Source organism: Trichocoleus desertorum AS-A10, from assembly GCF_039962155.1.
Classification (GTDB): Bacteria; Cyanobacteriota; Cyanobacteriia; order FACHB-46; family FACHB-46; genus Trichocoleus.
In genome coordinates this window covers 13480-35781 of the sequence record NZ_JAMPKN010000009.1, presented here as the reverse complement: position 1 = coordinate 35781, position 22302 = coordinate 13480, and the positions used below count along the sequence as shown (strand labels likewise).

The following is a 22302-nucleotide window of genomic DNA, read 5'->3' as shown; positions in this document are numbered from 1 at the left end:
GATAAATTTCAGGTATTGGGGAACTAAAAACCTAAAGTTTAACGTCAAGCAAGAAAGCTCCTGATAACGCTACGTAATCGGTGGATGAAGTATTAAGCAAATCCTACGTGTGGTGTCGGGGAGCGGTTGATTTCTAACTCCTAAAAAAATCCCTCAAAAATCGCCCAATTAACGGGTTGGATTCTTGAGGGATTTTCTTTAGCAAGCTTGAAGGGTAACTCTTGAGCAATGAAATACTAAAGCAGGCGGGCCAGCAAATCGAAGCATAGTTTAGGCGATCGCTGGCCTTGCAATCAATATCCAATCCCTAACCTAATGAGTGAATGATTAGCGGAGGTAGTTGGCTTCGGCTTCCAACATGCGAACTAGATTTTCGTCTCCGTTGGCTCTAGCAACTTCTAGGCGGTGTTGCAGGCTTCTCTGGATGTTTTCCCGATGAGCTTGTACGGTTCTGGTTGCGGCTTCTCGATGATTTTTGTTCATGACGGACTGTTTTTTCTGCTTGATTATGCTTTTAACTGATCTCTAAGTTAACATTCCCAGCTCGCAGTCTGTAACGTCCATTACCAAAAATTTAAGATCGCCTTGTGAAATTATGCCCATGTCTCTGCCTCAGCGACCCTCGATTGCTCGCGATCGCTATGCCCAATTGCCCCGACAAGATTTGGTGGTTTGTGCCAGTTTGGTGCAGAATCCCGCTAACCTAGGTGGGCTGTGTCGCACTGCGGAGGCGTTTCGAGTGGGGTCGGTGGTGGTGGCAGATTTAGCCCTGACCCAGAATTTGGCGTTTAGGAATTTGGCTGTTTCAGCTCACCATTGGCAACCTTTAGAAGCTTGTTCGATCTCAGCTTTGCCTGCTTGGATTGCAGCTCAACAGCAGGCGGGTTATTCTGCGATCGCGCTGGATTTAAGGGCTGATGCGGTGCCTTTGTCTGAGTTCAGTTTTCCTAGGCGAGCGGTGTTGGTGTTGGGGCGTGAGCTGACGGGGATTCCAGCGGAGATTGCAAATCTTTGTGATGTGGCGATCGCGATTCCTCAGTTTGGCATGGTTGAGTCTTTGAATGTGCAGACTGCGGCGGCGATCGCGATTTATGAGTATGGGCGGCAGTATCCTTTATCTGAGTTGAGTTAATGAACCGAGCCATCGGGGGCACTCGCCCCGAACCCCCGCTGGAGGACGCAGCCGTCCTCCAGACCTCCTCCAGAAGGTAATTTTTATGCCACAACCTCATTTAATTACTCTGTTAACTGATTTTGGTTTGAGTGATGTTTATGTGGGGGTGATGAAGGGGGCGATCGCTCAGGTTAATCCTGAGGTGCGAGTGATTGATTTGACGCATCAGGTTCCGCCTCAGGATGTAGTGGCGGCTCGGTTTTGTTTGATGAATGCTTATCCTTACTTTCCGCCTGGAACGGTGCATGTGGCGGTGGTTGATCCGGGGGTGGGAAGTACAAGGCGGGCGATCGCGATTGAGTTGGAGGATGGGTTTTTGGTGGGGCCAGATAATGGGTTGTTTAGTGGGGTTTTGAGTCAGCAGCGGGCGATCGCGGCAGTGGAGTTAACGAATGCTCGATTCTGGCGATCGGGGCAACTGAGTGCGACGTTTCATGGTCGTGATATTTTTGCGCCTGTGGGGGCTCATTTGGCGAGTGGGGTGGCGTTGCGGGAGTTGGGGCCAGTGGTTGATCTGCAAAGTTTGGTGCAGTTGCCGATTCTGAGTTATCAGTCTGAGGGTGACAGGATTGGGGGTTCGGTGCAGTATTGCGATCGCTTTGGTAATTTAATTACGAATATTCCTGAAAGTGCGGTGGTAGAGCAGGTTTGGACGGTTGTGATTGGTGAGACGGAAATTATGGGGGTGTCTAGCTACAGCGATCGCCCTGCTGGGACGTTGTTAGCATTAGTAGGAAGTCATGGATGGGTTGAAGTTGCGGTGAATGGGGGAAGTGCTGAGGCTAGTTTGAAATTGCATGTTGGAGATGCAGTTGAGGTGCTGCTAAAACCAAATGCTTGGGGGCGCTTGCCCCCAAACCCCCGCTGAGGGACGGTTGCGTCCCCCAGACCCCCTCCAAAAGGGTGGCTCTTGTTGGTGTTTTAAGGTTTTTGATAGAGGGAGGAGAGGAAATGACGACTTCGCAGTTGGAACCGGAAGTTTATCAGGGGCAGTTTGGGGAATTTACGATTACAGAGGGCGATCGCCAGGGTGTGATAATTTATCGCGCGGGGCTGGCGGTGGCGGCTGGTTGTTTCGCCCTTGGGGCTGGTTTGGTGTTGCGTTTTGGCAATGAGCCAGGTGTGATGTCGTGGTTGACTGTGCTGTATGCTGGCTTTTCACTGGCCTTGGGCGTTAGTTTACTCACGATTCATATCTATCTAGCGCCGCTGCATCGAGCTTTGCAAGCGTTCTGGGCGATCGGGAGCCTCAGTGCGATCGCGTTTGCTCTACAAGCAGATGAACCGCTAGCGAGTTTCGTTTACAATCATCCCTTAAGTTTGTTGGGTGTTGGCTTCACTTTTGCAGCTTTGACGGGGATCTTTTTCAAGGAAGCTTTTTGCTTTAATCGAGCTGAGACGAAGATTTTGACTCCGCTACTTCCTATTTTGCTGCTAGGGCATATGGTAGGCATTCTGCCGCCTCAGGGAGAACAGGTACTACTAGCTCTGTGGACAGCACTGTTTCTCGTGTTTGCTTGCCGCAAAGTGATCCAAGCGATTCCACCTGACATCGGGGATAAGTCTGTGTTTGACTATCTTCATCAAGAGCGGTTGGCGAAAGCTGGAAATTAGGATCACTGGTTAAACTTGTTCTTTGCTCTCTGCATCTGCGTCTCTTCGCTGCCCTGGCATCTCTGGCATGACGGCTGGGCTGTTGAGGAGACGTTCGTTATAAACAACGTTGTCATCAGTGATCTGTAAATCATCTAGATCAGCGTCGCTACCATCGTCCATCTGCTTGGTGTTGAGGTTGACCGCTTGATCAGGTGTATCACTGGAATTTTGGTGATTGTCTGCGGAGTTCATCGGGGTAGCTTCTCAAGCAACAACTGATGTGCTCAGCATAATCAGCAGATGGTAATCTACCCCCTATCTGAAGACTTATTCGATTATTGAGTGACACCGTGACGGATGTAGTGGATGTAGTTGTAATTGGGAGTGGCATTGGGGGGTTGAGCTGTGCGGCGCTCCTAGCTCGCTATGGCTTTGAGGTGGCGGTTTGTGAAAGCCATGCGATTCCGGGTGGTGCGGCTCACGGGTTTGAGTATCAAGGGTTCAAGTTTGACTCTGGCCCCTCGCTCTACTCTGGTTTGTCCTACAGTCCTTCTGCTAACCCTCTCCGTCAAGTGTTGGATGCCATTGGTGAAGAGCTGCCCTGTGCTACCTACAATACGTGGGGTTGCTGTCTCCCTGAGGGCGATTTTGATACTACTGTTGGTGCGGATCAGTTCTGTGAGGTTTTAGCTAAACTTCGAGGGGAAACTGCGGTATCCGAATGGCGAGAATTACAGCGGGTCATGGCTCCTCTAGGGAGAGCGGCGATCGCAATTCCTCCAGCCGCCGTCCGTCTTGATTTCGGTGCTGCCTTGACTATGGGGTGTTTTGCTCCCTCCCTTTTGCAACATGTTGGTCATATCCCGAAGCTGACTGGCTCGTTTAGTCGAGTCATGGAGGGTGTGGTCACAGATCCGTTTGTCCGCAATTGGCTCGATCTGTTATGTTTTCTCCTCTCTGGGTTACCTGCCAGTGGAACCAGTGCAGCGGAGATGGCGTTTATGTTTGCCGATTGGTATCGACCAGAAGTAACGCTCGACTATCCCATCGGAGGCAGCGGAGCCTTGGTAGATGCCTTAGTGCGAGGATTGCAGAAACAGAGAGGAAAGTTGCTGTTAAATGCTCATGTAGAGCAAGTTTTAGTAGCGGGCGATCGCGCAGTCGGAGTGCGTTTGCGAGGTGGTAAGGAGATTCGTGCTAAACGAGCGGTGATCTCGAATGCTTCTATTTGGGATACGCTCAAGTTACTACCCGCAGGAGCTTTGCCTCAGCGTTTTCAAGCTCAGCGGCAATCTACGCCAGCTTGCGATAGTTTTATGCATCTCCATCTGGGTATTGATGCTACTGAACTTCGCTCGGATTTGGCTTGTCACTACATTGTGGTGAATGATTGGGAGATGGGAGTCACCGCTCCTCAAAATGTAGTTCTTGTTTCCATTCCCTCTCTGCTTGATCCTTCCCTGGCCCCTACCGGAAAACATACGATTCATGTCTATACTCCTGGGAATGAACCTTATGATTTGTGGCAAGGCTTGGATCGGCGCAGTGAAGCCTATGCCCAACAAAAGGAGCAACGAGCAGAGGTGATGTGGCAAGCGTTGGAACGTATCATTCCTGATATCCGCTCCCGCTGCCAAGTCTCCTTGGTGGGCACCCCGCTCACTCACGAGCGCTATCTGCGGCGTTATCGAGGTTCTTATGGTCCCGCCATCTCCGCCGGAGACAGCTTATTTCCAGGACCGAGTACACCTTTGCCAAGACTATTGTGCTGTGGAGATTCTACTTTTCCTGGCATTGGCTTACCCGCCGTTGCAGCCAGTGGCATGATCGCTGCTAATACGCTCGCTCCTGTCCAGCAGCAGTTAGCCATGTTGAAGGATATTGGTTGTCTAAAGTAGTGAGCGATCGCCCTAGCAAGAATTAGTTTCTAATGCAGCCAAAAAAAAGATTGAAGTTCAGAATTCAGTTAATCCAGCGGCGAGAAGTGTGGCTGCCAACTCTGCAAGGTTGGGCTGTTATCTTCTTGAGCTTGCTGATGATGCTTGGTTGGGCGATCGCTAATATCCATCCTTTCCTTGCGGTCACCGCTCCAATCCCAGCCAATATTCTAGTTGTAGAAGGTTGGTTGCCAGACTATGCCGTAGAAGAGGCGATCGCGGAATATCAGCGCGGCTCCTACGAAAAACTCATTACCACAGGCACCCCGTTATCCAGAGGTTACTATCTGGCGGAATATAAAAACTTTGCAGAGCTGACAGCCGCCACATTTCTAGCTTTAGGATTCGATCCCAAGCAATTGGTTGCTGTCCCAACTCCCAAAGTTGAGAAGGACCGCACCTACACCTCAGCCGTTACCTTGCGGAAGTGGTTGTCCGCATCGGGTTTACGGATCACAGACGTGAATCTCTTCACTTTGGGCACTCATACTCGTCGTAGTTGGCTGGTTTTTCGGCAAGCATTGGCCCCAACGGTGCATGTGGGTGCGATCGCCGTTGAGCCACGAGCTTATGATGTAGAACATTGGTGGCGATCGAGCGAGGGAGTTCGCACTGTTATTTCTGAAGTCATCGCCTATTTGTATGCTCGGTTTGTGAGCTGGAAAACTTAGAACGTAGACTCAGCTTGAAATTGAGCGGATTGGCGCTAGGCAGAGTCAGCATTAAGCCAAAATTGGGGCATACTGAGATCCGCCGACTTGAGGGTGAATGATTGTTTTCAGAACGCGCACTGTGGTTAGCTTGGTCCCGCATTCCAGGTATTGGTCCCATTTTGCTTAAACGGCTCCAACAGCACTTCCAAACTTTAGAAGCTGCTTGGGAAGCAAGCCCAAAAGAGCTGGGGGCTGTGGACGGCATTGGACCCCAAACCCTCGAAGTGATGGTGGCAGCGCGAGCCAAAATTCATCCAGAGCAGTTGCTAGAAACCCATGAGCGGGAAAATCCTTGCTTCTGGACCCCAGCCGATCCGGGCTATCCTCAGTTGCTGCTAGAAATCCCAGATCCTCCGCCTGCCCTGTATTACAAAGGTCAAGTTCAGCCTCAGGAGCAACAAGCAACCACCCCGGCGATCGCGATCGTGGGTACCCGTGACCCTTCGGACTATGGGCGGCGTTGGGCACGCAAACTCAGCTCCTCTTTAGCTCACCAAAACTTCACAGTGGTTTCGGGCTTGGCTTACGGCATCGACACTGAAGCCCATCAAAGTTGTCTAGATGTAAGCGGCTACACGATCGCGGTCCTAGGGACTGGGGTAGATATGGTCTATCCCTGGAAGAACCAAAAGCTTTACGACCAAATTGCCGAGCAGGGTTTGCTAGTGAGCGAATATCCCGCTGGGACACAACCCGATCGCAGCCATTTTCCCCGGCGCAATCGTATCATTGCAGGGTTGAGTCGTGCAGTTTTGGTAATGGAAGCACCCGGTAAATCCGGCGCTTTAATTACGGCTCATCTGGCGAATGATTATGGCCGCGATGTCTACGTGCTGCCTGGTTCGCTAGACAATCCTCGCTCGATGGGTTGCTTGAAACTGCTAAGCGTGGGAGCCCAAGCAATTTTGAGCGAAATCCATCTGCTAGAGATGCTCGGTACAATGCCACGTCTACAGGTGGTAGCGTCAGCAGCCCCAAGCGCCAAGGCTGCTCCTAGCCATTCGAGCCATGCCTTAATTCCAAATTTAGCGCCAGAGTTGCAAACCGTTTTGCAGGCGTTAACGGCTGAGCCTACAGCTTTTGATCTGATTGTGCAGCAGGTAGGGCTAGCAGCAGCAGCAGTTTCCAGTGCGCTGCTTCAGTTGGAATTACTGGGTTTGGTGTCGCAAGCACCTGGGATGCGTTACCAGCTTTCCTAAGGTAAACCCAAGCTTAACTTGCTAAGAATTGCTCTAAATCGGGCACTTCTACCCAAGTTCCTGTGGTGTGGGATTGATGGGTTAAGTCCATCAGCAATTGTGAGTAAACACCTTCGCGCAAGGAAGGGGCGATCGCGGCTCGTTGATCAATCCCTTGTACCCAGCGATCGACCACTCCCATAAACGGCGCAATTCGACCATCCAGGTAAGTTTTAGGAAACTCTAGGCGCTTGGGAATCTCTACCAAGCTTAGGGGTTGTCCGCCTTGGCTGGCCCAGAGTTGGAATCCATGCACGTAATCTTTTTGGTTGTTGCTGCCTAAAACCAAAGTGCCGCGATCGCCATACACTTCTACACAGTGCCCACGACCTTGATAGGTGACGGAGCTGAGGCATACCTGGCAAGGTGTACCGTTGGCTAGCTCTAGCATCAGCATGCAGGTGTCGTCGGCATCGACCGTTTTCTGCTCTCCGGTACTAGGATCAGGACGTGCCGGGATAGAAGTACTAAGCCGAGCCGATAGGCGTTGGATGGGACCGAACAGCCAAGCAATGTAATCAAAGGCATGGGAACCGATCGCGCCTAAAGCACCGCCTCCTTTTTCTCGCTGGGCATACCAATTCCAGGGGCGGGTGGCATCGGCTCGACTGGAAACCAGCCAGTCAATTTTGATCAAGCGAGGTTCACCGACATAACCTTCGGCTAGCAGCTCAGCCAAGCGTTGCCAAGCGGGGACACAGCGAAATTCAAAATCGAGGGCTGCGATCGCTTGCTTGCTGGCTGCTAGATGATATAGGTGTTTGGCTTCTGTGGCGGAGAGGGTCGTCGGCTTTTCTAGCAGGATGTGTTTGCCTGCTTGCAATACGGTTTGAGCCATGTCGTAGTGCAAAAATGGGGGTGTAGAAATGCTGACGGCTTGCACTTCTGGCAAAGCGGCAATTTCTTCGACGCTGCTACAAGCATGGGGAATTTGGTGGGCTTCGGCGATCGCTCTGGCTTGGGCTAGATCCCGGTGATACACTGCCACGACTTGGGTGCGATCGTGGGCTTGAAACCCTGGAATGTGAACTTTCTGCCCAAAACCTGTGCCAATAATTGCAACACCAATTTGCGATCGCGAGCGAGGTTTTGCGGAGGTGGGGTTCACGTTGGCGGAAACCATAGACAAGTAGGTGCTGAAGGTAGTGGCTAAAGGGGGAGGTGTTTTTTGTAGGAATGTAGGGTGTGTTCGGCGCGCACTAACAGCTAATACTCATGATTCAATGTGCGTTTAGCGCCGCGCGCATCGATTACCAACCGACCATCTTATCAGAACCAAACCCTTGGGGGCGCTTGCCCCAAACCCCCGCTGAAGGATGGCTGCGTCCTCCAGACCTCCTCCAGACGAGTTTAATTGTATGAGGCTCGAAGTGATTGCTAGAAGTTGGTGCTGGAAGTGAATCGATTTTTGATTCAATCGACTTGCATGACGAGTATTTCTGTGCCTGTGGCGATCGCGGTTTGACCTACAGGTAACATCGCTAAGCCATTGGTTTGGGCCAGGTTGATCAGGTTGCCAGAGCTATGGCTGCCTCCTGCTAGACGAAATTCGTAGTCACCATCCACCAATTGCAGATATCCCCAGAGATAGCTCTCTCGCTTGCCATCGGAGCGTAAATCTTGCTGGGTGCGGGCTTTAATAAACGTCGGTTCCCAGCCTTGAGCTAATCCTGATAGTTTGCGGATAGCGGGTTGAACGAAGCGCCAGAAAGTAACTAAAGCCGAAACGGGATTACCAGGTAGCCCGAAGTACAAAACCGAGCGTGCTTGGGGTGCTTGGGGTGCAGCAAAAGTTGCCACTGTCAAAGGTTTGCCTGGTTTGATGGCTACGGCTCGAATGTGGATTTCGGCTCCCAGTGTTGCCAAGATCTCATCGACGTAGTCATAGTCACCGACGGAAACACCGCCGGAGGAAAGCACGACATCGGCAGTGGCCGTGGCTTGAGCGATCGCTGACTTTAAAGCTTCCGGTTCATCTGGAATCACCCCTAGCAGCAATGGTTCTGCTCCTAGCTGCTGCACCAACGCGGCTAAAGCGTACTGGTTCGAGTCCACAATTTGCCCAGGTTGCAAAGGTTGGTCTGGGGCAACCAATTCACTACCAGTCGAGAGGATAGCAACCCGGGGACGGCGGTAAACGCTGACTTGAGCACACTGAGCTGCTGCTAACACCGCAATTTCGGGCGCATTCAGCTGAATACCTGGTTGCAGAAGGAGGGTGCCCGCTTGGTAAAAAGTGGCTCGCTGCCGTACAAAAGCTTGAAATTCTGGAGCTTCCAAAATCGTGACGCGATCGCCTTGACGCTGGGTGCGCTCTTGCATCACAACAGTATCGGCTCCCGCTGGCATCATGGCTCCAGTCAGAATCCGGGCGGCTTGCCCAGGCTGAATCGTTTGCTGCGGTTGATACCCTGCAGGAATTTCTTCCACAATATCTAGCGTTGCAGGTTGCTCAGCCTTGCAGGACTGCACATCGGCAAAGCGCACTGCATAGCCATCCATCGCTGAATTGTCCCAGTGAGGAAAATCAAGCGCACTCGTAACCGCTGCTGCCAAAATCCGCTGGGACGCAGACAGTAAGTCTAAAACTTCTGTATCTTGGGCGGGCGATAAGGGGTTAACTAAGCTGAGAATTAGCGCTTCTGCTTGCTTAACGGGCAGCATGGTCCGGATTTTCTCTTGGAACTTGTTTGTTAGTTTACCGCTCGTTAGCAATCAGCAGAATGATACGTTTTAAGTAGCTGCGCCCAGCTGAATATCACCCCTATAGGACGGTGAGGTTTCAGCAGTTCGTACTCATGATTTAGACAGAATCCGCCCAACTTCACGCTTTATCCCGGAACGCTCACAATATATGCGCAGTGACCTTGTAGCAGCTCGCCTTCCTAAAGCGCCAATTTGGCGACGTGCCGTGGCTTTCACGTTGGACTTTTTCTGTGCTTGGTTCGCTGGTTCTTTGGTGCTTGGCAGTGGTGGCATGGTGCAATTACTGCGATCGCTGCTTTTCTTAATCGCCTGGTTGGCCCTCCGAGTTTTCCTTCCCTATCGCAACCAGGGTCAAAGTCTGGGGCGATGGGTTTTCGATATTAAGGTGATTGATCCCAAAGCGCTGCGCTCGGCTGATTTATTAGCCTTGCTGAAACGAGAAGCTTATTTGGGGGCTAGTGCTCTATTTGTCGCCCTGGGGTTGAGTAGCTGGCGCTTGATTCGAGAAGGGTGGATTGTGTTGCTAGTCCTGCCCTTGGCCTTGGACTTGGGGCTGGCGATCGCCGACTCCCTCAACCAACAATCTCTGCACGATCGCTTGGCAAAGACTAGCGTGATCCAAACCAGCCGAGGTTACTCTTTAGACTTAAAGGTGAAGCGATTACTTGCCGAAGTGAGTCGTCGTGTGAAAAAATAAGAGATTGTGTCTAATTCGCATTTTTGAACGGCTGGAACTATGGCTAAGGGCGTCCGTATTATCATTACGCTGGAGTGCACTGAGTGCCGTACCAACGCTGCAAAGCGTTCGGCAGGAGTCTCTCGGTACACCACCACCAAGAACCGTCGCAACACCACTGCTCGGTTGGAACTCAACAAGTTCTGCACCCACTGCAACAAGCACACGTCTCATAAAGAAATCAAATAGATTGCTGTCTGGAAATCCTCGAAAGATTATTTTTCTGGATTCAAGGCTCTATTAGTTTCTGGTCCGCTGTTTTTCTGAAGATTTTTGACTCACAAACAATTGCTATGACTTACTTCCGCCGTCGCGTTTCCCCCATCAAGCCCGAAGAACCCATTGATTACAAAGATGTGGATTTGCTCCGCAAGTTCATCACTGAGCGTGGCAAGATTCTGCCTCGGCGGATCACTGGTTTGACTGCAAAGCAACAGCGCGATCTAACCGTGGCGATCAAACGAGCTCGCCTCATCGCTTTGCTGCCTTTTGTGAATCAAGAAGGTTAAATTTACCTCTCCCCTCGGAGGGGTTTTTCGATAAAATTGGGTCTAAAGTTTCTGTCAGGTGATACCAACCCGCCTTACTATAGACGTGGGTGCAATTTCGCATGGGCAGGACAAAGACACTCCGACTCAATCGGCTAAGGCTCCATAGTTAGCTGAATAGAGCGCGCTGATCAGTAAACCGCAAAAGCCATACTGGGGTTAGCAAAAGCTGGTGGAGAAGGGAACTCTCGTTGAATTTCGACTGCATAGCGATCGTCGGCTGGCAGTTCTAGAACGTCCAGAGGGTAAAAAGCACTGGATCGTGTTGGATGAACGTGGCCAGTCTTACACCCTTCATCCTCGGCAAGTCACCTACACCGTTACAGGCCAAAGTTACAAGCCGTCGGAAATCCCTCAATTTCTGAAGGAAGTGGAGGCTTATCTTGACCCCTCTAGTCTAGAGGTGGCTTGGGAACTGTTGGTGGAAGACAGTGAGGCGGTTGATCCCGCTGGCATGGCTTTGTTACTGTTCTCAGACCAGAGTCCGCCTCTGTGCTATGCCGCTCATTATTTACTCTCAGAAGACAAGCTCTACTTTAAGCAGAAGGGAGACCACTACGAGCCTCGCTCAGCGACTCAGGTTGCGGAGTTGAAGCACCAGCTAACAGTGGCGGGTCAAAAGCAGCGGGAATGGCAAGAATTTTTGACTCGAATCCAGCAAGCCTTAACGGATCAAGCCGTAGAATGGCAGAACAGCGATCGCGGTCGCCTCGAAGCCCTAGAGCGGTTTGCTACCTTAGGAGAAGAAGCTTCTCACCGGATGCCAGCCCTAGAAACTTTGGCTGCTCTCGGAAGACCTGAAACTCCTCAAGCTGGTTTCCAACTCTTGGTGGATTTAGGGTTGTGGAGCGTCCACGAAAATCTGTTTGTACGCCGCAGTCAAATCCCCACTCAATTTTCTACCAAAGTGCTGGAAGTCGCAAAACGTTGCTTAGAGTCTCCACCCCCCGATCTCGATGTCGAGGGACGGCTTGATCTGTCGGGTCTAAAAGTCTACACCATTGACGATGAGAGTACGCGAGAGATTGACGATGGCGTCAGCTTGGAATACTTGGAAGATGGCCGTCAAAAGCTCTGGATTCACATTGCTGATCCAACGCGCTGGATTGTGCCTGGAGACGATCTAGATCTAGAAGCACGCCGACGTAGCACCACCATTTATCTGCCAACTGGCATCATCCCGATGTTTCCGCCGGAACTGGCAACAGGCCCCATGAGCTTGATTCAGGGGAAAATCTGTTACGCCCTGAGTTTTGGAGTGATTCTGGATGAATCCGGGGCGATCGCAGACTACCAAATTCAAACTAGCTTGATTAAGCCCACTTATCGCCTCACCTACGAAGATGTCGATGAGATGTTGGAGTTGGGAGTTCTAGGTGAATCTGAACTCCAGGCGATCGCAAGCTGGGCCAAGCGGCGGCAGACCTGGCGGCACTCTCAAGGTGCTATCAGCATCAACATGCCAGAATCTTCCATCAAGGTCCACGATGACGAGATTACGATTGAAGTCTTAGAAGTTTCTCAGTCGCGGCAACTCGTGGCTGAAATGATGATTTTGGCTGGAGAAGTGGCGGCCCGCTACGGTCAGGCGCATAACTTAGCAATTCCCTTCCGCAACCAAACTCAGCCAGAGCTACCGCCCGAAGAAGAGTTATTGCAACTGCCTGCTGGCCCTGTGCGCTCCTGCGCGATTCGTCGCTGTATGCCCCGCAGTGAAATGAGCATTACCCCAGCCCGACATGCCAGCCTGGGCCTAGACACTTATACTCAGGTCACTTCACCGATTCGGCGCTATACAGATTTGCTGGCGCATTTCCAGATCAAGGCTCATCTACGAGGCACACCGCTACCATTCTCGGCAGATGAGATGAAAGAGTTGTTGATGAGCGTGGGTGCTGTAGCTCAAGAAGCAACTGCGGTAGAGCGGCAAACCAACCGCTATTGGGGCTTGGAATACCTGCGTCGTCATACCCATGAAGTATGGCAAGCTTTGGTGTTGCGCTGGCTGCGAGAGCACGAAAACTTAGCGCTGATTTTGCTAGAAGACTTAGGGCTGGAATTGGCGATTCGGCTGACCAAAGCAGCATCTCCAGGCGATCGCATGGAAGTTAAGGTCACTTACGCTGATCCGCGCCAAGACACAATCCAGTTTCAACAACTGCTCGATCGCGAAGCACAGCCTGCGGCTTCCTAGCTTTTCCTGAGCTGAGCACTTGCAAGGTTGATCAAACCCGATGAGACAACTCTCCTTTTAGTTCAAGCTTGTTCCGTTGGGCAGGCCCAATGAAAAACCCTCCTTTCAATTCAGAAGAGGAGGGCGTGATGGAGTTGGAAACGTATCTCAAGAAAAACAGGTAGACCCGGTTGGCTAAACAAAGCTTAATCCGAATCTTTAATGATGGGTAGCTGTGGCTTCATTGCCTTCAGGTGCTAAGCGATCGCCCGTAGCTACAAAAAACTCTACACAAAGAGAGCCTAGCTGAATCAAGTCGCCATCTTGCAACAGGTGGCGCTCTAGATGGGCTAAGCGACGACGATTTACCCAAGTGCCGTTACTACTGCCCACATCCGCAATATAAAAATCGCGGCTGGGATAGTAGCCAATCACGGCATGACAACGGGAGACTGAGCGATGAGCAACTGTAATGGCACAGGTAGCATTGCGCCCAATCAACCAATTAGCAGCCTTTTCAGTCACCTGAAGTTCTTGGGGGGAACCAAGATTTGTCGCCAAAATGGTGGTTTCCGCAGTCGCGATCGCCTGAATGTATAGCGGAGTAATACTACAACGTTGGGGAGCTTGCAGAATAGGTTCAATAATCGTTGCCATCTGCTCCGCACTCGTGGGTTGAGTCGTAAACATCAAACGAGAGAGAGCAGGGTTTTGTTTCAAAGCATTCAGGGTTACATAACCAGAACTGCTATTTGGCTTCAGGTTCGACATGATACCTATTAGAAAAACGACTGTTGGTTTGCGCTAGACACAATCAGCTGAATCGCTAGATCTCCGAGCCACAGTCACTCAACTGTCAGCGTCCTACCGTTATCTGTTTAGAGGCGCTGCATTCAGAACGAATCAACGGCTATATTCTAAACACCAACTTCTCAACTATTTCTAGAGCACCCTATTCTGAGTAGCTGGACCGCTACCCAACCATTGCTTCCTGTAGCTTGTTTAAGTATTTGTACGGGAATAAAACTTTAGCAAAGTCTCGATTTAGTAAATCCTACAGATGGAATGATTGACAATCGTATAAGTAAGAAAGTTTGCTTGAACTTTACGAAGCTGTGGCTATTCATCCCTTATATAAATTTTCGCTAAAGCTTTGTCTGATTTCACTCCTTTACGCTTACGCACCTATACAGGCAGAATCGCTATAAGCTGTGAAGAAACCTGTAGAACCTTTAGAGAGAGCCGTATGACTCGTAAGCGCCTAGTGATTGAGATGGGAATGGGAGTAGACCAGCACGGGCAAGAGCCAACCGTTGCAGCCGCTAGAGCTGTACGCAATGCGATCGCTCACAATGCGTTACCGGGAGTGTGGGAAGTGGCAGGACTGAGCGACCCAAACGAGATGATTGTTGAGGTACAAGTGGCGGTTCCCTATCCAGAGCAAGTGCGGGAAGCGGAAGTGCTGGCAGTGCTACCCTTTGGCCGCAAAAGCCTAAAAGTTGAGTCCGGCGGTATGGTAGTGCAAGGTCGCGCCATTCCTCAATTCAATGACAAAAATGACGATATGTTTGTCGCGATCGCTGCCGTGACTGTTTTGATTGAAACCCAGTAGAACTAGGTCTAAATAGATACATCACTATATAACTATTGTTTCTCACTCCGTCTACTGAAGTTTGCTCAACGGCTGCTAGCAAGTTCAGCAAAATGACAAAGAACGATCGCTAGGCTCCAACTCTAGGCGATCGCTCTCTTCACTAATATTCCACAGTTAAATTGATGCTCTGTGATAGAATCCGCCCATACCTAAAGCAGACGCTATTTCAAGAGATAAATGATGGGTGAACATGAGCCGCTTGCAGACCATAGTGTTTTAAGCTGGGCCAGTCACCGCAGCATTCTCAGCATTGCCAGTAGCGGTAGCATCTTGAGCATTGGCAGTGCGGGCAGCATTTTAAGTATTGGCAGCACTGGCAGTATTTTGAGTGTCGGGAGTGTGGGCAGTATTCTGAGCTGCTTCAGCGCCGGAAGCATTCTCTCGGTTCTCAGCGTCACCAGCATTTTGGGTGTGTTGCAATTTAACTTTGGTACGCTGTTTAAGTAATTGAAGGTAAGGGCGATCGCAACTTGCTGGATTACCTAGGATAAACTGAGAGCAAATAGCTCTGAGCAACGCTAACTAATCATGACTGTTGCGAAGCCGACATCAATCACGCTGGAAGAGTTTTTGGTTTTGCCAGAAACAAACCCTGCCAGTCAATATATTGATGGCGAAATTATTCAGAAGCCAATGCCGAAGACGCGCCATTCTCGACTTCAGGGAAAACTGACCGATGCCATTAATCGAGTCACTGAAGAATTGCGAATTGCTTATGCCTTTCCGGAATTACGCTGTACTTTTGCAGGTAGATCGATTGTCCCGGATATAGCGGTTTTACGTTGGGAGCAAATCAAGTTTGATGAGAATGGAGAACCTGTTGATGATGTTTTAGTAGCTCCCGCTTGGACGATTGAAGTTCTTTCCCCTGAGCAAAGCTCTAACCGAGTGACAGGGAACATTTTGCACTGTTTGAAGCAAGGTTGCGAGTTGGGATGGTTGGTCGATCCAGGCGATCGCTCGATTCTGGTCTTTCTACCCAATCAACAACCAGAACTACACCACGGTCATGATGCTTTAACTGTTTTGGATGGAATTGAGTTGCAATTGACTGCCGAGCAAGTATTTAGTTGGTTAAAGATGGGATAGGGCGATCGCCAACTAACTTTGAACGCTAACAAGTAAGCTTGCTAGGCCATCTCTATTAAAACTCTATTGAGATGCTGTGTCATAACGGCAAAAGCCAGCAGCGACAGACAACCTTTGCAACCTCGCGAACAACTGTCGCCCGTCCGCTGCGCTAAAGTGTTAACCTGTCACAACTGGTCTTAGTGTTTAGACTAAATACCACAACCTGAAGGGTTACAGTTTTTGAGCATCTAGCAACAAATTATTACCAGCACCTATAGCACCACGTATAACATCCTTGGCACTCTCCTCGTCAGGCGCTTCTACTTCCATCTCCATCATGGAGCCTTTTCGGACAACGCGAAACCCAAAAAGGCTAATTTTTTCCTCAAAGTCTGCACCTGTACAACGCACTTTAATCTTGTATTTACTCATGAGTTTGATTTTGCTTGCAACTCTTCACTCTAGAGTTCCCGCAACTCCGACCCGTGCAACAAAAATATATCAAGTGCTAATGAAAAAGCTAGATAGGTCAAAACTAGGGCTCTCTTTAACTTGGTGTGAGGATGAAGGCACTACTGTTAGAAAGTTGCCATAGTGCCATAGTTAGTTGCAAGAACCCTGTAGAAAGAATATTTCAGATTTTGCAAAAAACTCGCAACCCACTAAATACATGAGAGTCAAAGCTAGGATACACACTTGTAGAAATCCTAAAAAACTCAACGTGCTCAATCTAGAATAATAGCCTTAATTGCTATTGACGTTTCAGAAAAGGCTTTTAAGTCTCATCTCACAAATTAGCCCGCGGTAGCTAAGCTTTAAACACTTACAAACAACTTAAATGGGTTCCACCAAGGCCTTGAGGGTCAACTATTTATTAGCTGTACTCTTTCCACCTAATATCCTCTATGGGGTGATTATATAGACGTATAATTGGCTTCTTGAGCTGGAGGGGGGACAACCATAGCTTAGGCTCCGTCCGGGCAAACGTTCCAAGCAACTAGCTTGCAGGAAAACTGGAAGAAGACCTGGGATATCAGTAACGGAATCAGTAGAGATTTAGCTTTTAATTAGTTGAGAATGAAATCAAGAAGCTACGAAATTGGAATCAATCTCTTTAACTGTTGAGGGGTTAGAAGACTTAATGGCTTTAGCTTTTGGGTAACTTTGTCCCCCTCCCAGCTTCTTTAAACATTTAGGTGGACAGTTTTCCGCATAATAACTCTGGGCACCAGGTTTCGATAGGAGAACCCAGTCAATCTTTCGTCTTTTCACCCCCTTGAGTCAGCCTAAGATCCCAGAATGGCTAACTAAGCTGACTCAAGGGATATTTGTGGAGCAGCGATCGCAGAAATTACTAGACTAAGTACGAGACGCAGTTCGAGTTAAGCACTATTCTTACCGAACCGAGCAATCATACTTACGGAAGATACAGATTAAAAAATTTTCTAATGTCCAAAAGCTAGACTTAATAGTAGTGTACGCTTTCGGGATGGGGGGTCGTGGCGTGGATAGAACCACGATGAACGGACAGGGTATGGAAGGACAACCGATTGAGACAAGCAATCCGAAAGACTGGACATGGCGGTTTTGGCCTGCCGTACCACTCTACCCATTTGGCAGGCGGCGCACACTCCGCCAAGAGGTGGTGAAGGACACGATTTGGACCTTCGACCAGATCCAAGGCGTCTTTTATGTGATCGTGCCCATCCGCATGACTGTCGTAAGGCTAGAAGCGGGAGGACTGCTCGTTTATGCGCCAGTTGCACCCACTCCAGAATGTATCCGCCTAGTTGAGGAACTAGTGGCAGCACATGGTGAAGTGAAATACATCATCCTGCCCACGAGTTCTGGTCTAGAGCACAAAGTTTTTGTTGGGCCTTTCGCCAGACGCTTTCCCAATGCCCAAGTTTTCGTTGCGCCTCATCAGTGGAGCTTCCCGATCAATTTGCCGCTGAGTTGGCTAGGGTTCCCGATGAAGCGCACCCACGTCATTCCCGAAGACAGTAGCCAAGCACCTTTTGCCAAAGAGATAGATTATGCAGTTCTAGACATTGACCTGGGGGCTGGGTCATTTGGCGAAATTGCCTGCTTCCACAAGCGATCGCGCACCCTACTCGTCACTGATTCGGTGATGTCTGTCCCCGAAGAACCACCCGCGATCGTGCAGCTAGACCCCTATGCCTTACTCTTTCATGCTAAAGATAGCGGCTCCGAAGTAGTGGAGGACAATGCAGAGAATCGACGTAAAGGATGGAAGCGGATTGCCCTCTTCGCGTTCTATTTCCGTCCTAGTGCTTTAGAACCCGTGAAGCTAGGAGACGCATGGCGAGAAGCCCGCAACGCTCCCGATCGCTCAAAAAAGGCGTATTTTGGGTTATTTCCTTTTCAGTGGCAAGAAGATTGGCAGCGATCGTTTGAAGCTCTGCGAGGAGGAGGCCGTCTGTTTGTGGCTCCGGTGCTACAAACTTTGATTCTCAACCGTGCCCCTGAGATTACTCTTAAGTGGGCCGACCAAGTTGCAAAATGGGACTTTCATCAGGTTATCCCCTGCCACCTAGATGCCCCAGTCGCAGCAGGGCCGCGTCAGTTCCGCCAAGCCTTCTCCTTTTTAGAGAAATATCCTGCTATCGGTGAAAACTTTTCGGAAGGGCGGCCTTTACCCAAAGAAGATTTTGGCCTCTTGCGAGAAATCGATGAGTTGCTGAATCGGGGGAGCATCACACCACCACCCAAGGAAAAGGTATAAGGTTTGGAGCGTACCGCTCAGTAGAAAGACTTCCATGAGACAGCCCCAGACAGTTAAAGCTTTAGAAGAGTTGGGTCGAGTTCGGCTCTCTAAAAGTTTTTTTATGCGAGAGTTTCTTTACTCGGAAATCTCACAAATTGAGGGCATTCCCAATATCCCTAATGATCCAGAACTGGCGATCGCCGCTGGCAAGAATCTATGCGAGAAAGTGCTGGAGCCACTCCAGGATCAGCTAGGCAGAATTGGTATCCGCTCTGCTTACCGTTCCGCTGATGTCAATGCTAAAGGAGCCGAGAACAAGAACCAATACAGCTGCGCGAGTAATGAAAAAAACTATGCAGGTCATATTTGGGATGTCAGAGACAGCAAGGGGTATATGGGTGCGACCACCTGTATTGTCGTGACTTCTTTTATCCCTTACTACGAACGCACAGGAGATTGGACAGCTTTAGCGTGGTGGATACATGACCACATCCCAGCTTATGCTTCCATGACTTTTTTCCCAAAATACGCAGCTTTCAACATTAGCTGGCATGAGAATCCTAACTATACCAAATACATCTACAGTTATGTGAAAAATCCTCACACTGACAAAACAGGCTATTTGACCAATCAGGAGATGGATAATTTTTCAGGTTCTCATCTGCAGGCATATGAGGAGTTTATTCAAGATCTGCGGAGCTAGGGCAACTGATGTCTCTGTCCTTTGGGTATCTCTAGAGCCACATTACTGCGTGAGTAAATTGTGATGCGCGAATTGTGTTGCATGAACTGCATCTGAGATTCGGTTGTGCAATTTTGAGAGGCCACAGACAATTGGCGTGAATGGTTTCTCAAAGGCAGCAGCATTAGTCATGAGGCAGCTAACGATCTTCCGGAATTGGCGAACGAAGCGGCGATCGCAATCGCAACCCGTCGTACAGATCAAGATTCGAGACGGACAGTTTCACATCTTAGGCAACGGAGTTTGGCATTCTTACTGGCGAGAGCCTTACCATCTGCTGCTAACCATTCCTTGGACTGGCTTTTTAGCCCTGACGGTTCTCTGCTATGTGGTCACTAATGCCGTCTTTGCACTGCTGTATCTGGCTCAACCCGCTAGCATCGCTAACGCTAAACCTGGGTCTTTTCTGGATGCCTTTTTCTTTAGTGTGCAAACTCTCGCCTCCATTGGCTACGGAGCCCTGTATCCCCAGACAGTGTATGCCAACATATTAGTCACCATTGAGGCGATGGTCAGTTTAGTTGGGATTGCCCTCCTGACAGGGTTAGCGTTTGCTCGTTTTTCACGACCTACAGCGCGGGTTTCCTTTAGTCATGTTGCCGTGATTGGTCCCTACGAAGGAGTACCCACCTTCATATTTAGGGCTGCTAATCAACGACGCAACCAAATTTTGGAAGCCCAAATCCGACTGTACTTAATGCGGGATGAAACGAGCGCTGAGGGACACGCCATGCGCCGTTTTTACGAATTGAAGCTTCTGAGGAGTCGTACTCCCAGTTTTACCCTCAGTTGGACGGTGCTCCATCCCATTGATGAATACAGTCCTTTTTATGGAGCTACACCCGAGTCTCTAGCTCAAATGCGAGCCTCAGTGGTGGTTTCCCTCAGCGGCATTGATGAAACGGTATCTCAAGTCATCCATGCGCGTCACACCTACAGCGCTCAAGAGATTTTATGGAATTACTGCTTTGTTGATATCTTTCATGAGACAGCCGATGGGCATCGCTACATCGACTACAACCACTTTCATGATGTACTGCCTTTACCGTAATGGCCTTTACCGTAACGGCTTGACCACAACTCGGCCATTTTCGACCACGGTGCAACGCTGAGACAAATTTTTGCAGCGATCGCCTGTCGCTTCTTCAGCACACTGTTCTGCCTGTTGGATTTGTTGCTGTTGCTGATCTAAAGCAGCGGCACAACTACTAGAAGGGACGACGGACATATTTAGCCTTACTTAGCTCTACTTCTATTATTACTTCGCCTGGGGCAACTCAATCTACGGATTACCCGCTCGCCAAGGTGTAGCTTTCCTCAGGGCATCAGTGCAACTTACTGTTGCCTAAACCACCTCTAGGCTATCAGTTCTCCAGCTCCCTCCTCGACAAAGATTGCAAAGGATTCATATTTGTAAAATTTGATATCCTACTTAGCAACTCTAGTATTTTTTGATACTTCGGCAGGGCATGATAAAGCTGGAATCTAGAGTCGCTAAAACGTTTTATAGAGAAAGCAAATGCGGGCTGAGGTCAGAACCAAACAGCTACAGAATTTCCTACAGGCTCAGCAGAGCCAAGGGTTTACTCTGTGGGAAGGATTGGTAATCTTGGTGATCTTAGGGGCAATGGCTGCGATCGCCTTACCTAGCGTTATCAGCTGCGGTGGTAAAGCAGTGAATGCAGAAGCCAAACAATTCGTCGGTGCGTTGAACCGCGCTCAACAAGCTTACTATCTGGACAATAATCGTTTTTCGAGAGATGTGCCCACGCTAGGGCTAGGGATGTCTCAACAGACCAACAATTTTACATACTCCACTTTGGCTACGAGCAAAGTTGTATTTAATTATGGTTTAGCTCGACGTAACTACGTTTACCGACAACAACAGTTTGGTCCCTTCCGTTGGGAGCAACGTACGAGGAATAGACCCAAAAGCTACGTAGGTGCTGTACTTCTAGCTCCTTTGCCTGCCAGAGCGACTCCTAAAGAGACAAAATTTGTTGCCATTGTTTGCGAAGCCACTGTCCCTGGCATGATTCGCCCTACTCAACCCACTTACCAAGCAGGTGTCTTGGCATGTGGCAACGACACCAGAGAAATTTTCAATAGCCAAAAGGAGCCTCAATAGTGCGAACTCCACAAGTTTTGCTGCTGCAATTTCTGATTGCCCAAAGTAAAGATAGGGGCTTTAGTGGTTGGAGCCTGCTGGGATTGTTGGTGTTAGTAGGAGCTTTAGGCGCGATCGCCTTACCTAGTTTTCAACCGCCGAAAGGTGGCTGCGGTATCTCACCTGAATCCGAAGCGAGGTTGTATATTAACCGAATAAATGGGGCGCAGCAAGCCTACTACTTAGAGAACCAGACTTTTGCCTCTAAAACTGCTGATCTGGGCTTAGGAACCGACAACCAGACTTCCAAAAGATTCTTCTTCTTTAGCAACAGGAAGCAAAATGCTATCTTGACTTACGCGATCGCTGATCGCAGTCCAGAAAAGCCTAGCAATCAGAGCCTCAATAACTATGTGGGTGCTGTATATGTTACCCCCAAAAAGAAAAATGGTGAGGCTGCCACGGTTGGAATTCTATGCGAGTCTAATTCTCCAAATAGAGGGCGTCTCGCTCTACCGACCTATCAGAAAGGAGTTTTGGCTTGTGGCAAGGGTACAAAAGATATTTCTGGCCCCAAGTATTAGGAAAAGCTGATCATCATGAATACTGCCCCAACTCAATCTCCCAATCATCGCCAACTTTCTAATATCAGTTTTCTACTCAAAATAGGGCTTTGGACAAGTGCGATCGCCGTTAGTCTTCTGGCTTATATAATTTATCATCCAGATGCCTTAAAACCACTGATTCAGGCAGGCCTACCACTAGGTTCGCTCTCCCATCTTCCTTTAATTGGGGACTCGATTCGAGCGGCTGAAGCACCACAAGTTAGCGTCCAAGCACTAAAGCAGTTAATTGACAGCAAGGCCAAAAACTTTGTCTTGATCGATGTGCGGACTCCTGAGGAATATGGCGATGTCCACCTTCCGGGGGCTGTCTCTATTCCGATCGCTGAGATTGAGCAAGGTAGTGGCATTGCTAAAATCAAAGCTCTAGCCATAGGACATCAGGTGATTACTTATTGCACCGCTGGGCAACGATCCAATAAAGCTTTAGAACTTTTACGAAAGGCAGAAATTCAGGGCAGTAGTGTGAAGGGGGGTATTAGGGCTTGGCGCAAGCAGATCGACCCAAGTATGTCAGAGATATAAACCAACATCCTCAGCGAACCATCATTTCAAC

Annotated in this window: 27 protein-coding genes; 20 read left to right on the top strand and 7 right to left on the bottom strand. The window is 49.5% G+C overall.

Annotated elements, in window-relative coordinates:
* Nucleotides 1-327 precede the first annotated feature (327 nt).
* Nucleotides 328-483, bottom strand: a complete 156-nt coding sequence (gene pirA, locus NDA01_RS14045) for an arginine synthesis PII-interacting regulator PirA (protein WP_190441166.1) — start codon at nucleotides 481-483, stop codon at nucleotides 328-330.
* Between the two features lie 118 nt (nucleotides 484-601).
* Between pirA and NDA01_RS14040 the strand changes: the two genes are divergently transcribed.
* From NDA01_RS14040 to NDA01_RS14030, 3 genes are all read left to right on the top strand, one after another.
* Nucleotides 602-1132 carry a TrmH family RNA methyltransferase gene (locus NDA01_RS14040; protein ID WP_348228418.1) on the top strand — a complete coding sequence of 177 codons (531 nt, stop codon included), beginning with the start codon at nucleotides 602-604 and terminating at the stop codon, nucleotides 1130-1132.
* Between the two features lie 85 nt (nucleotides 1133-1217).
* A complete protein-coding gene (locus tag NDA01_RS14035; RefSeq protein ID WP_348228417.1) occupies nucleotides 1218-2042 on the top strand; it encodes an SAM hydrolase/SAM-dependent halogenase family protein in 825 nt (274 codons plus the stop codon).
* An 83-nt stretch (nucleotides 2043-2125) separates the two neighbouring features.
* Nucleotides 2126-2788: a DUF2301 domain-containing membrane protein gene (locus tag NDA01_RS14030; RefSeq protein WP_348228416.1), complete on the top strand. Its 663-nt coding sequence runs from the start codon at nucleotides 2126-2128 to the stop codon at nucleotides 2786-2788.
* Between the two features lie 9 nt (nucleotides 2789-2797).
* Here NDA01_RS14030 and NDA01_RS14025 read toward each other — a convergent pair whose 3' ends face one another.
* Nucleotides 2798-3022, bottom strand: a complete 225-nt coding sequence (locus tag NDA01_RS14025; protein WP_190554461.1) for a hypothetical protein — start codon at nucleotides 3020-3022, stop codon at nucleotides 2798-2800.
* Between the two features lie 98 nt (nucleotides 3023-3120).
* Here NDA01_RS14025 and NDA01_RS14020 point away from each other — a divergent pair, with 98 nt between their 5' ends.
* The 3 genes from NDA01_RS14020 (at nucleotide 3121) to dprA (ending at nucleotide 6619) form a co-directional block, all read left to right on the top strand.
* A complete protein-coding gene (locus NDA01_RS14020; protein ID WP_348228415.1) occupies nucleotides 3121-4668 on the top strand; it encodes a phytoene desaturase family protein in 1548 nt (515 codons plus the stop codon).
* A 32-nt stretch (nucleotides 4669-4700) separates the two neighbouring features.
* On the top strand, nucleotides 4701-5378 hold the full coding sequence (locus tag NDA01_RS14015) for a YdcF family protein (protein WP_348228414.1): 678 nt from the start codon (nucleotides 4701-4703) through the stop codon (nucleotides 5376-5378).
* Nucleotides 5379-5479: 101 nt separating this feature from the next.
* Nucleotides 5480-6619 (top strand): DNA-processing protein DprA, encoded by a 1140-nt coding sequence (gene dprA / locus NDA01_RS14010; protein WP_348228413.1) that lies wholly within the window; start codon nucleotides 5480-5482, stop codon nucleotides 6617-6619.
* Between the two features lie 13 nt (nucleotides 6620-6632).
* Here the strand turns inward: dprA and NDA01_RS14005 are convergent, their stop codons facing one another.
* Nucleotides 6633-7781: a Gfo/Idh/MocA family protein gene (locus NDA01_RS14005; RefSeq protein WP_190554457.1), complete on the bottom strand. Its 1149-nt coding sequence runs from the start codon at nucleotides 7779-7781 to the stop codon at nucleotides 6633-6635.
* 92 nt (nucleotides 7782-7873) lie between these two features.
* On the opposite strand from NDA01_RS14005, the gene NDA01_RS14000 reads away from it, so the two are divergent.
* The gene (locus tag NDA01_RS14000; protein ID WP_190554456.1) at nucleotides 7874-8020 is read left to right on the top strand and encodes a hypothetical protein; all 147 of its coding nucleotides are present in this window, start codon (nucleotides 7874-7876) and stop codon (nucleotides 8018-8020) included.
* A 51-nt stretch (nucleotides 8021-8071) separates the two neighbouring features.
* Here the strand turns inward: NDA01_RS14000 and NDA01_RS13995 are convergent, their stop codons facing one another.
* The gene (locus NDA01_RS13995) at nucleotides 8072-9322 is read right to left on the bottom strand and encodes a molybdopterin molybdotransferase MoeA (RefSeq protein WP_348228412.1); all 1251 of its coding nucleotides are present in this window, start codon (nucleotides 9320-9322) and stop codon (nucleotides 8072-8074) included.
* A gap of 190 nt (nucleotides 9323-9512) precedes the next feature.
* On the opposite strand from NDA01_RS13995, the gene NDA01_RS13990 reads away from it, so the two are divergent.
* From NDA01_RS13990 to NDA01_RS13975, 4 genes are all read left to right on the top strand, one after another.
* A complete protein-coding gene (locus NDA01_RS13990; protein ID WP_190554454.1) occupies nucleotides 9513-10061 on the top strand; it encodes an RDD family protein in 549 nt (182 codons plus the stop codon).
* 39 nt (nucleotides 10062-10100) lie between these two features.
* Entirely contained in the window at nucleotides 10101-10289 is a 189-nt protein-coding gene (gene rpmG, locus NDA01_RS13985) for a 50S ribosomal protein L33 (RefSeq protein WP_190441123.1), read from the top strand.
* A gap of 104 nt (nucleotides 10290-10393) precedes the next feature.
* On the top strand, nucleotides 10394-10609 hold the full coding sequence (rpsR, locus tag NDA01_RS13980) for a 30S ribosomal protein S18 (RefSeq protein ID WP_190441120.1): 216 nt from the start codon (nucleotides 10394-10396) through the stop codon (nucleotides 10607-10609).
* 211 nt (nucleotides 10610-10820) lie between these two features.
* Nucleotides 10821-12842: a ribonuclease catalytic domain-containing protein gene (locus NDA01_RS13975; protein WP_348228411.1), complete on the top strand. Its 2022-nt coding sequence runs from the start codon at nucleotides 10821-10823 to the stop codon at nucleotides 12840-12842.
* A gap of 198 nt (nucleotides 12843-13040) precedes the next feature.
* Here NDA01_RS13975 and NDA01_RS13970 read toward each other — a convergent pair whose 3' ends face one another.
* Nucleotides 13041-13592: an FHA domain-containing protein gene (locus NDA01_RS13970; protein WP_190441114.1), complete on the bottom strand. Its 552-nt coding sequence runs from the start codon at nucleotides 13590-13592 to the stop codon at nucleotides 13041-13043.
* A gap of 475 nt (nucleotides 13593-14067) precedes the next feature.
* Here NDA01_RS13970 and NDA01_RS13965 point away from each other — a divergent pair, with 475 nt between their 5' ends.
* The 3 genes from NDA01_RS13965 to NDA01_RS13955 all read left to right on the top strand — a co-directional run bounded on the left by NDA01_RS13965 (nucleotide 14068) and on the right by NDA01_RS13955 (nucleotide 15564).
* Complete coding sequence (locus NDA01_RS13965) at nucleotides 14068-14433, top strand: Lin0512 family protein (protein WP_348228410.1); 366 nt, start codon at nucleotides 14068-14070, stop codon at nucleotides 14431-14433.
* 219 nt (nucleotides 14434-14652) lie between these two features.
* Nucleotides 14653-14922: a hypothetical protein gene (locus NDA01_RS13960; RefSeq protein ID WP_348228409.1), complete on the top strand. Its 270-nt coding sequence runs from the start codon at nucleotides 14653-14655 to the stop codon at nucleotides 14920-14922.
* Nucleotides 14923-15003: 81 nt separating this feature from the next.
* Nucleotides 15004-15564, top strand: a complete 561-nt coding sequence (locus NDA01_RS13955) for a Uma2 family endonuclease (RefSeq protein WP_348228408.1) — start codon at nucleotides 15004-15006, stop codon at nucleotides 15562-15564.
* A 213-nt stretch (nucleotides 15565-15777) separates the two neighbouring features.
* Here NDA01_RS13955 and NDA01_RS13950 read toward each other — a convergent pair whose 3' ends face one another.
* The gene (locus NDA01_RS13950) at nucleotides 15778-15978 is read right to left on the bottom strand and encodes a hypothetical protein (protein WP_348228407.1); all 201 of its coding nucleotides are present in this window, start codon (nucleotides 15976-15978) and stop codon (nucleotides 15778-15780) included.
* A 1087-nt stretch (nucleotides 15979-17065) separates the two neighbouring features.
* On the opposite strand from NDA01_RS13950, the gene NDA01_RS13945 reads away from it, so the two are divergent.
* The 3 genes from NDA01_RS13945 to NDA01_RS13935 all read left to right on the top strand — a co-directional run bounded on the left by NDA01_RS13945 (nucleotide 17066) and on the right by NDA01_RS13935 (nucleotide 20067).
* A complete protein-coding gene (locus NDA01_RS13945) occupies nucleotides 17066-18292 on the top strand; it encodes a DUF4336 domain-containing protein (protein ID WP_348228406.1) in 1227 nt (408 codons plus the stop codon).
* 34 nt (nucleotides 18293-18326) lie between these two features.
* Nucleotides 18327-18977 (top strand): peptidase M15, encoded by a 651-nt coding sequence (locus NDA01_RS13940; RefSeq protein ID WP_348228405.1) that lies wholly within the window; start codon nucleotides 18327-18329, stop codon nucleotides 18975-18977.
* A gap of 169 nt (nucleotides 18978-19146) precedes the next feature.
* Entirely contained in the window at nucleotides 19147-20067 is a 921-nt protein-coding gene (locus NDA01_RS13935; protein ID WP_348228404.1) for an ion channel, read from the top strand.
* A gap of 6 nt (nucleotides 20068-20073) precedes the next feature.
* Here the strand turns inward: NDA01_RS13935 and NDA01_RS13930 are convergent, their stop codons facing one another.
* Entirely contained in the window at nucleotides 20074-20244 is a 171-nt protein-coding gene (locus NDA01_RS13930; RefSeq protein WP_348228403.1) for a hypothetical protein, read from the bottom strand.
* 291 nt (nucleotides 20245-20535) lie between these two features.
* Here NDA01_RS13930 and NDA01_RS13925 point away from each other — a divergent pair, with 291 nt between their 5' ends.
* The 3 genes from NDA01_RS13925 to NDA01_RS13915 are packed head-to-tail and all read left to right on the top strand — an operon-like array spanning nucleotide 20536 to nucleotide 22271.
* The gene (locus tag NDA01_RS13925) at nucleotides 20536-21144 is read left to right on the top strand and encodes a type IV pilin-like G/H family protein (RefSeq protein WP_348228402.1); all 609 of its coding nucleotides are present in this window, start codon (nucleotides 20536-20538) and stop codon (nucleotides 21142-21144) included.
* Nucleotides 21144-21707 carry a type IV pilin-like G/H family protein gene (locus NDA01_RS13920; protein ID WP_348228401.1) on the top strand — a complete coding sequence of 188 codons (564 nt, stop codon included), beginning with the start codon at nucleotides 21144-21146 and terminating at the stop codon, nucleotides 21705-21707. Before NDA01_RS13925 ends, NDA01_RS13920 begins: the two co-directional genes overlap by 1 nt.
* A 15-nt stretch (nucleotides 21708-21722) precedes the next feature.
* Nucleotides 21723-22271: a rhodanese-like domain-containing protein gene (locus NDA01_RS13915; protein WP_348228400.1), complete on the top strand. Its 549-nt coding sequence runs from the start codon at nucleotides 21723-21725 to the stop codon at nucleotides 22269-22271.
* Nucleotides 22272-22302: the final 31 nt, after the last annotated feature.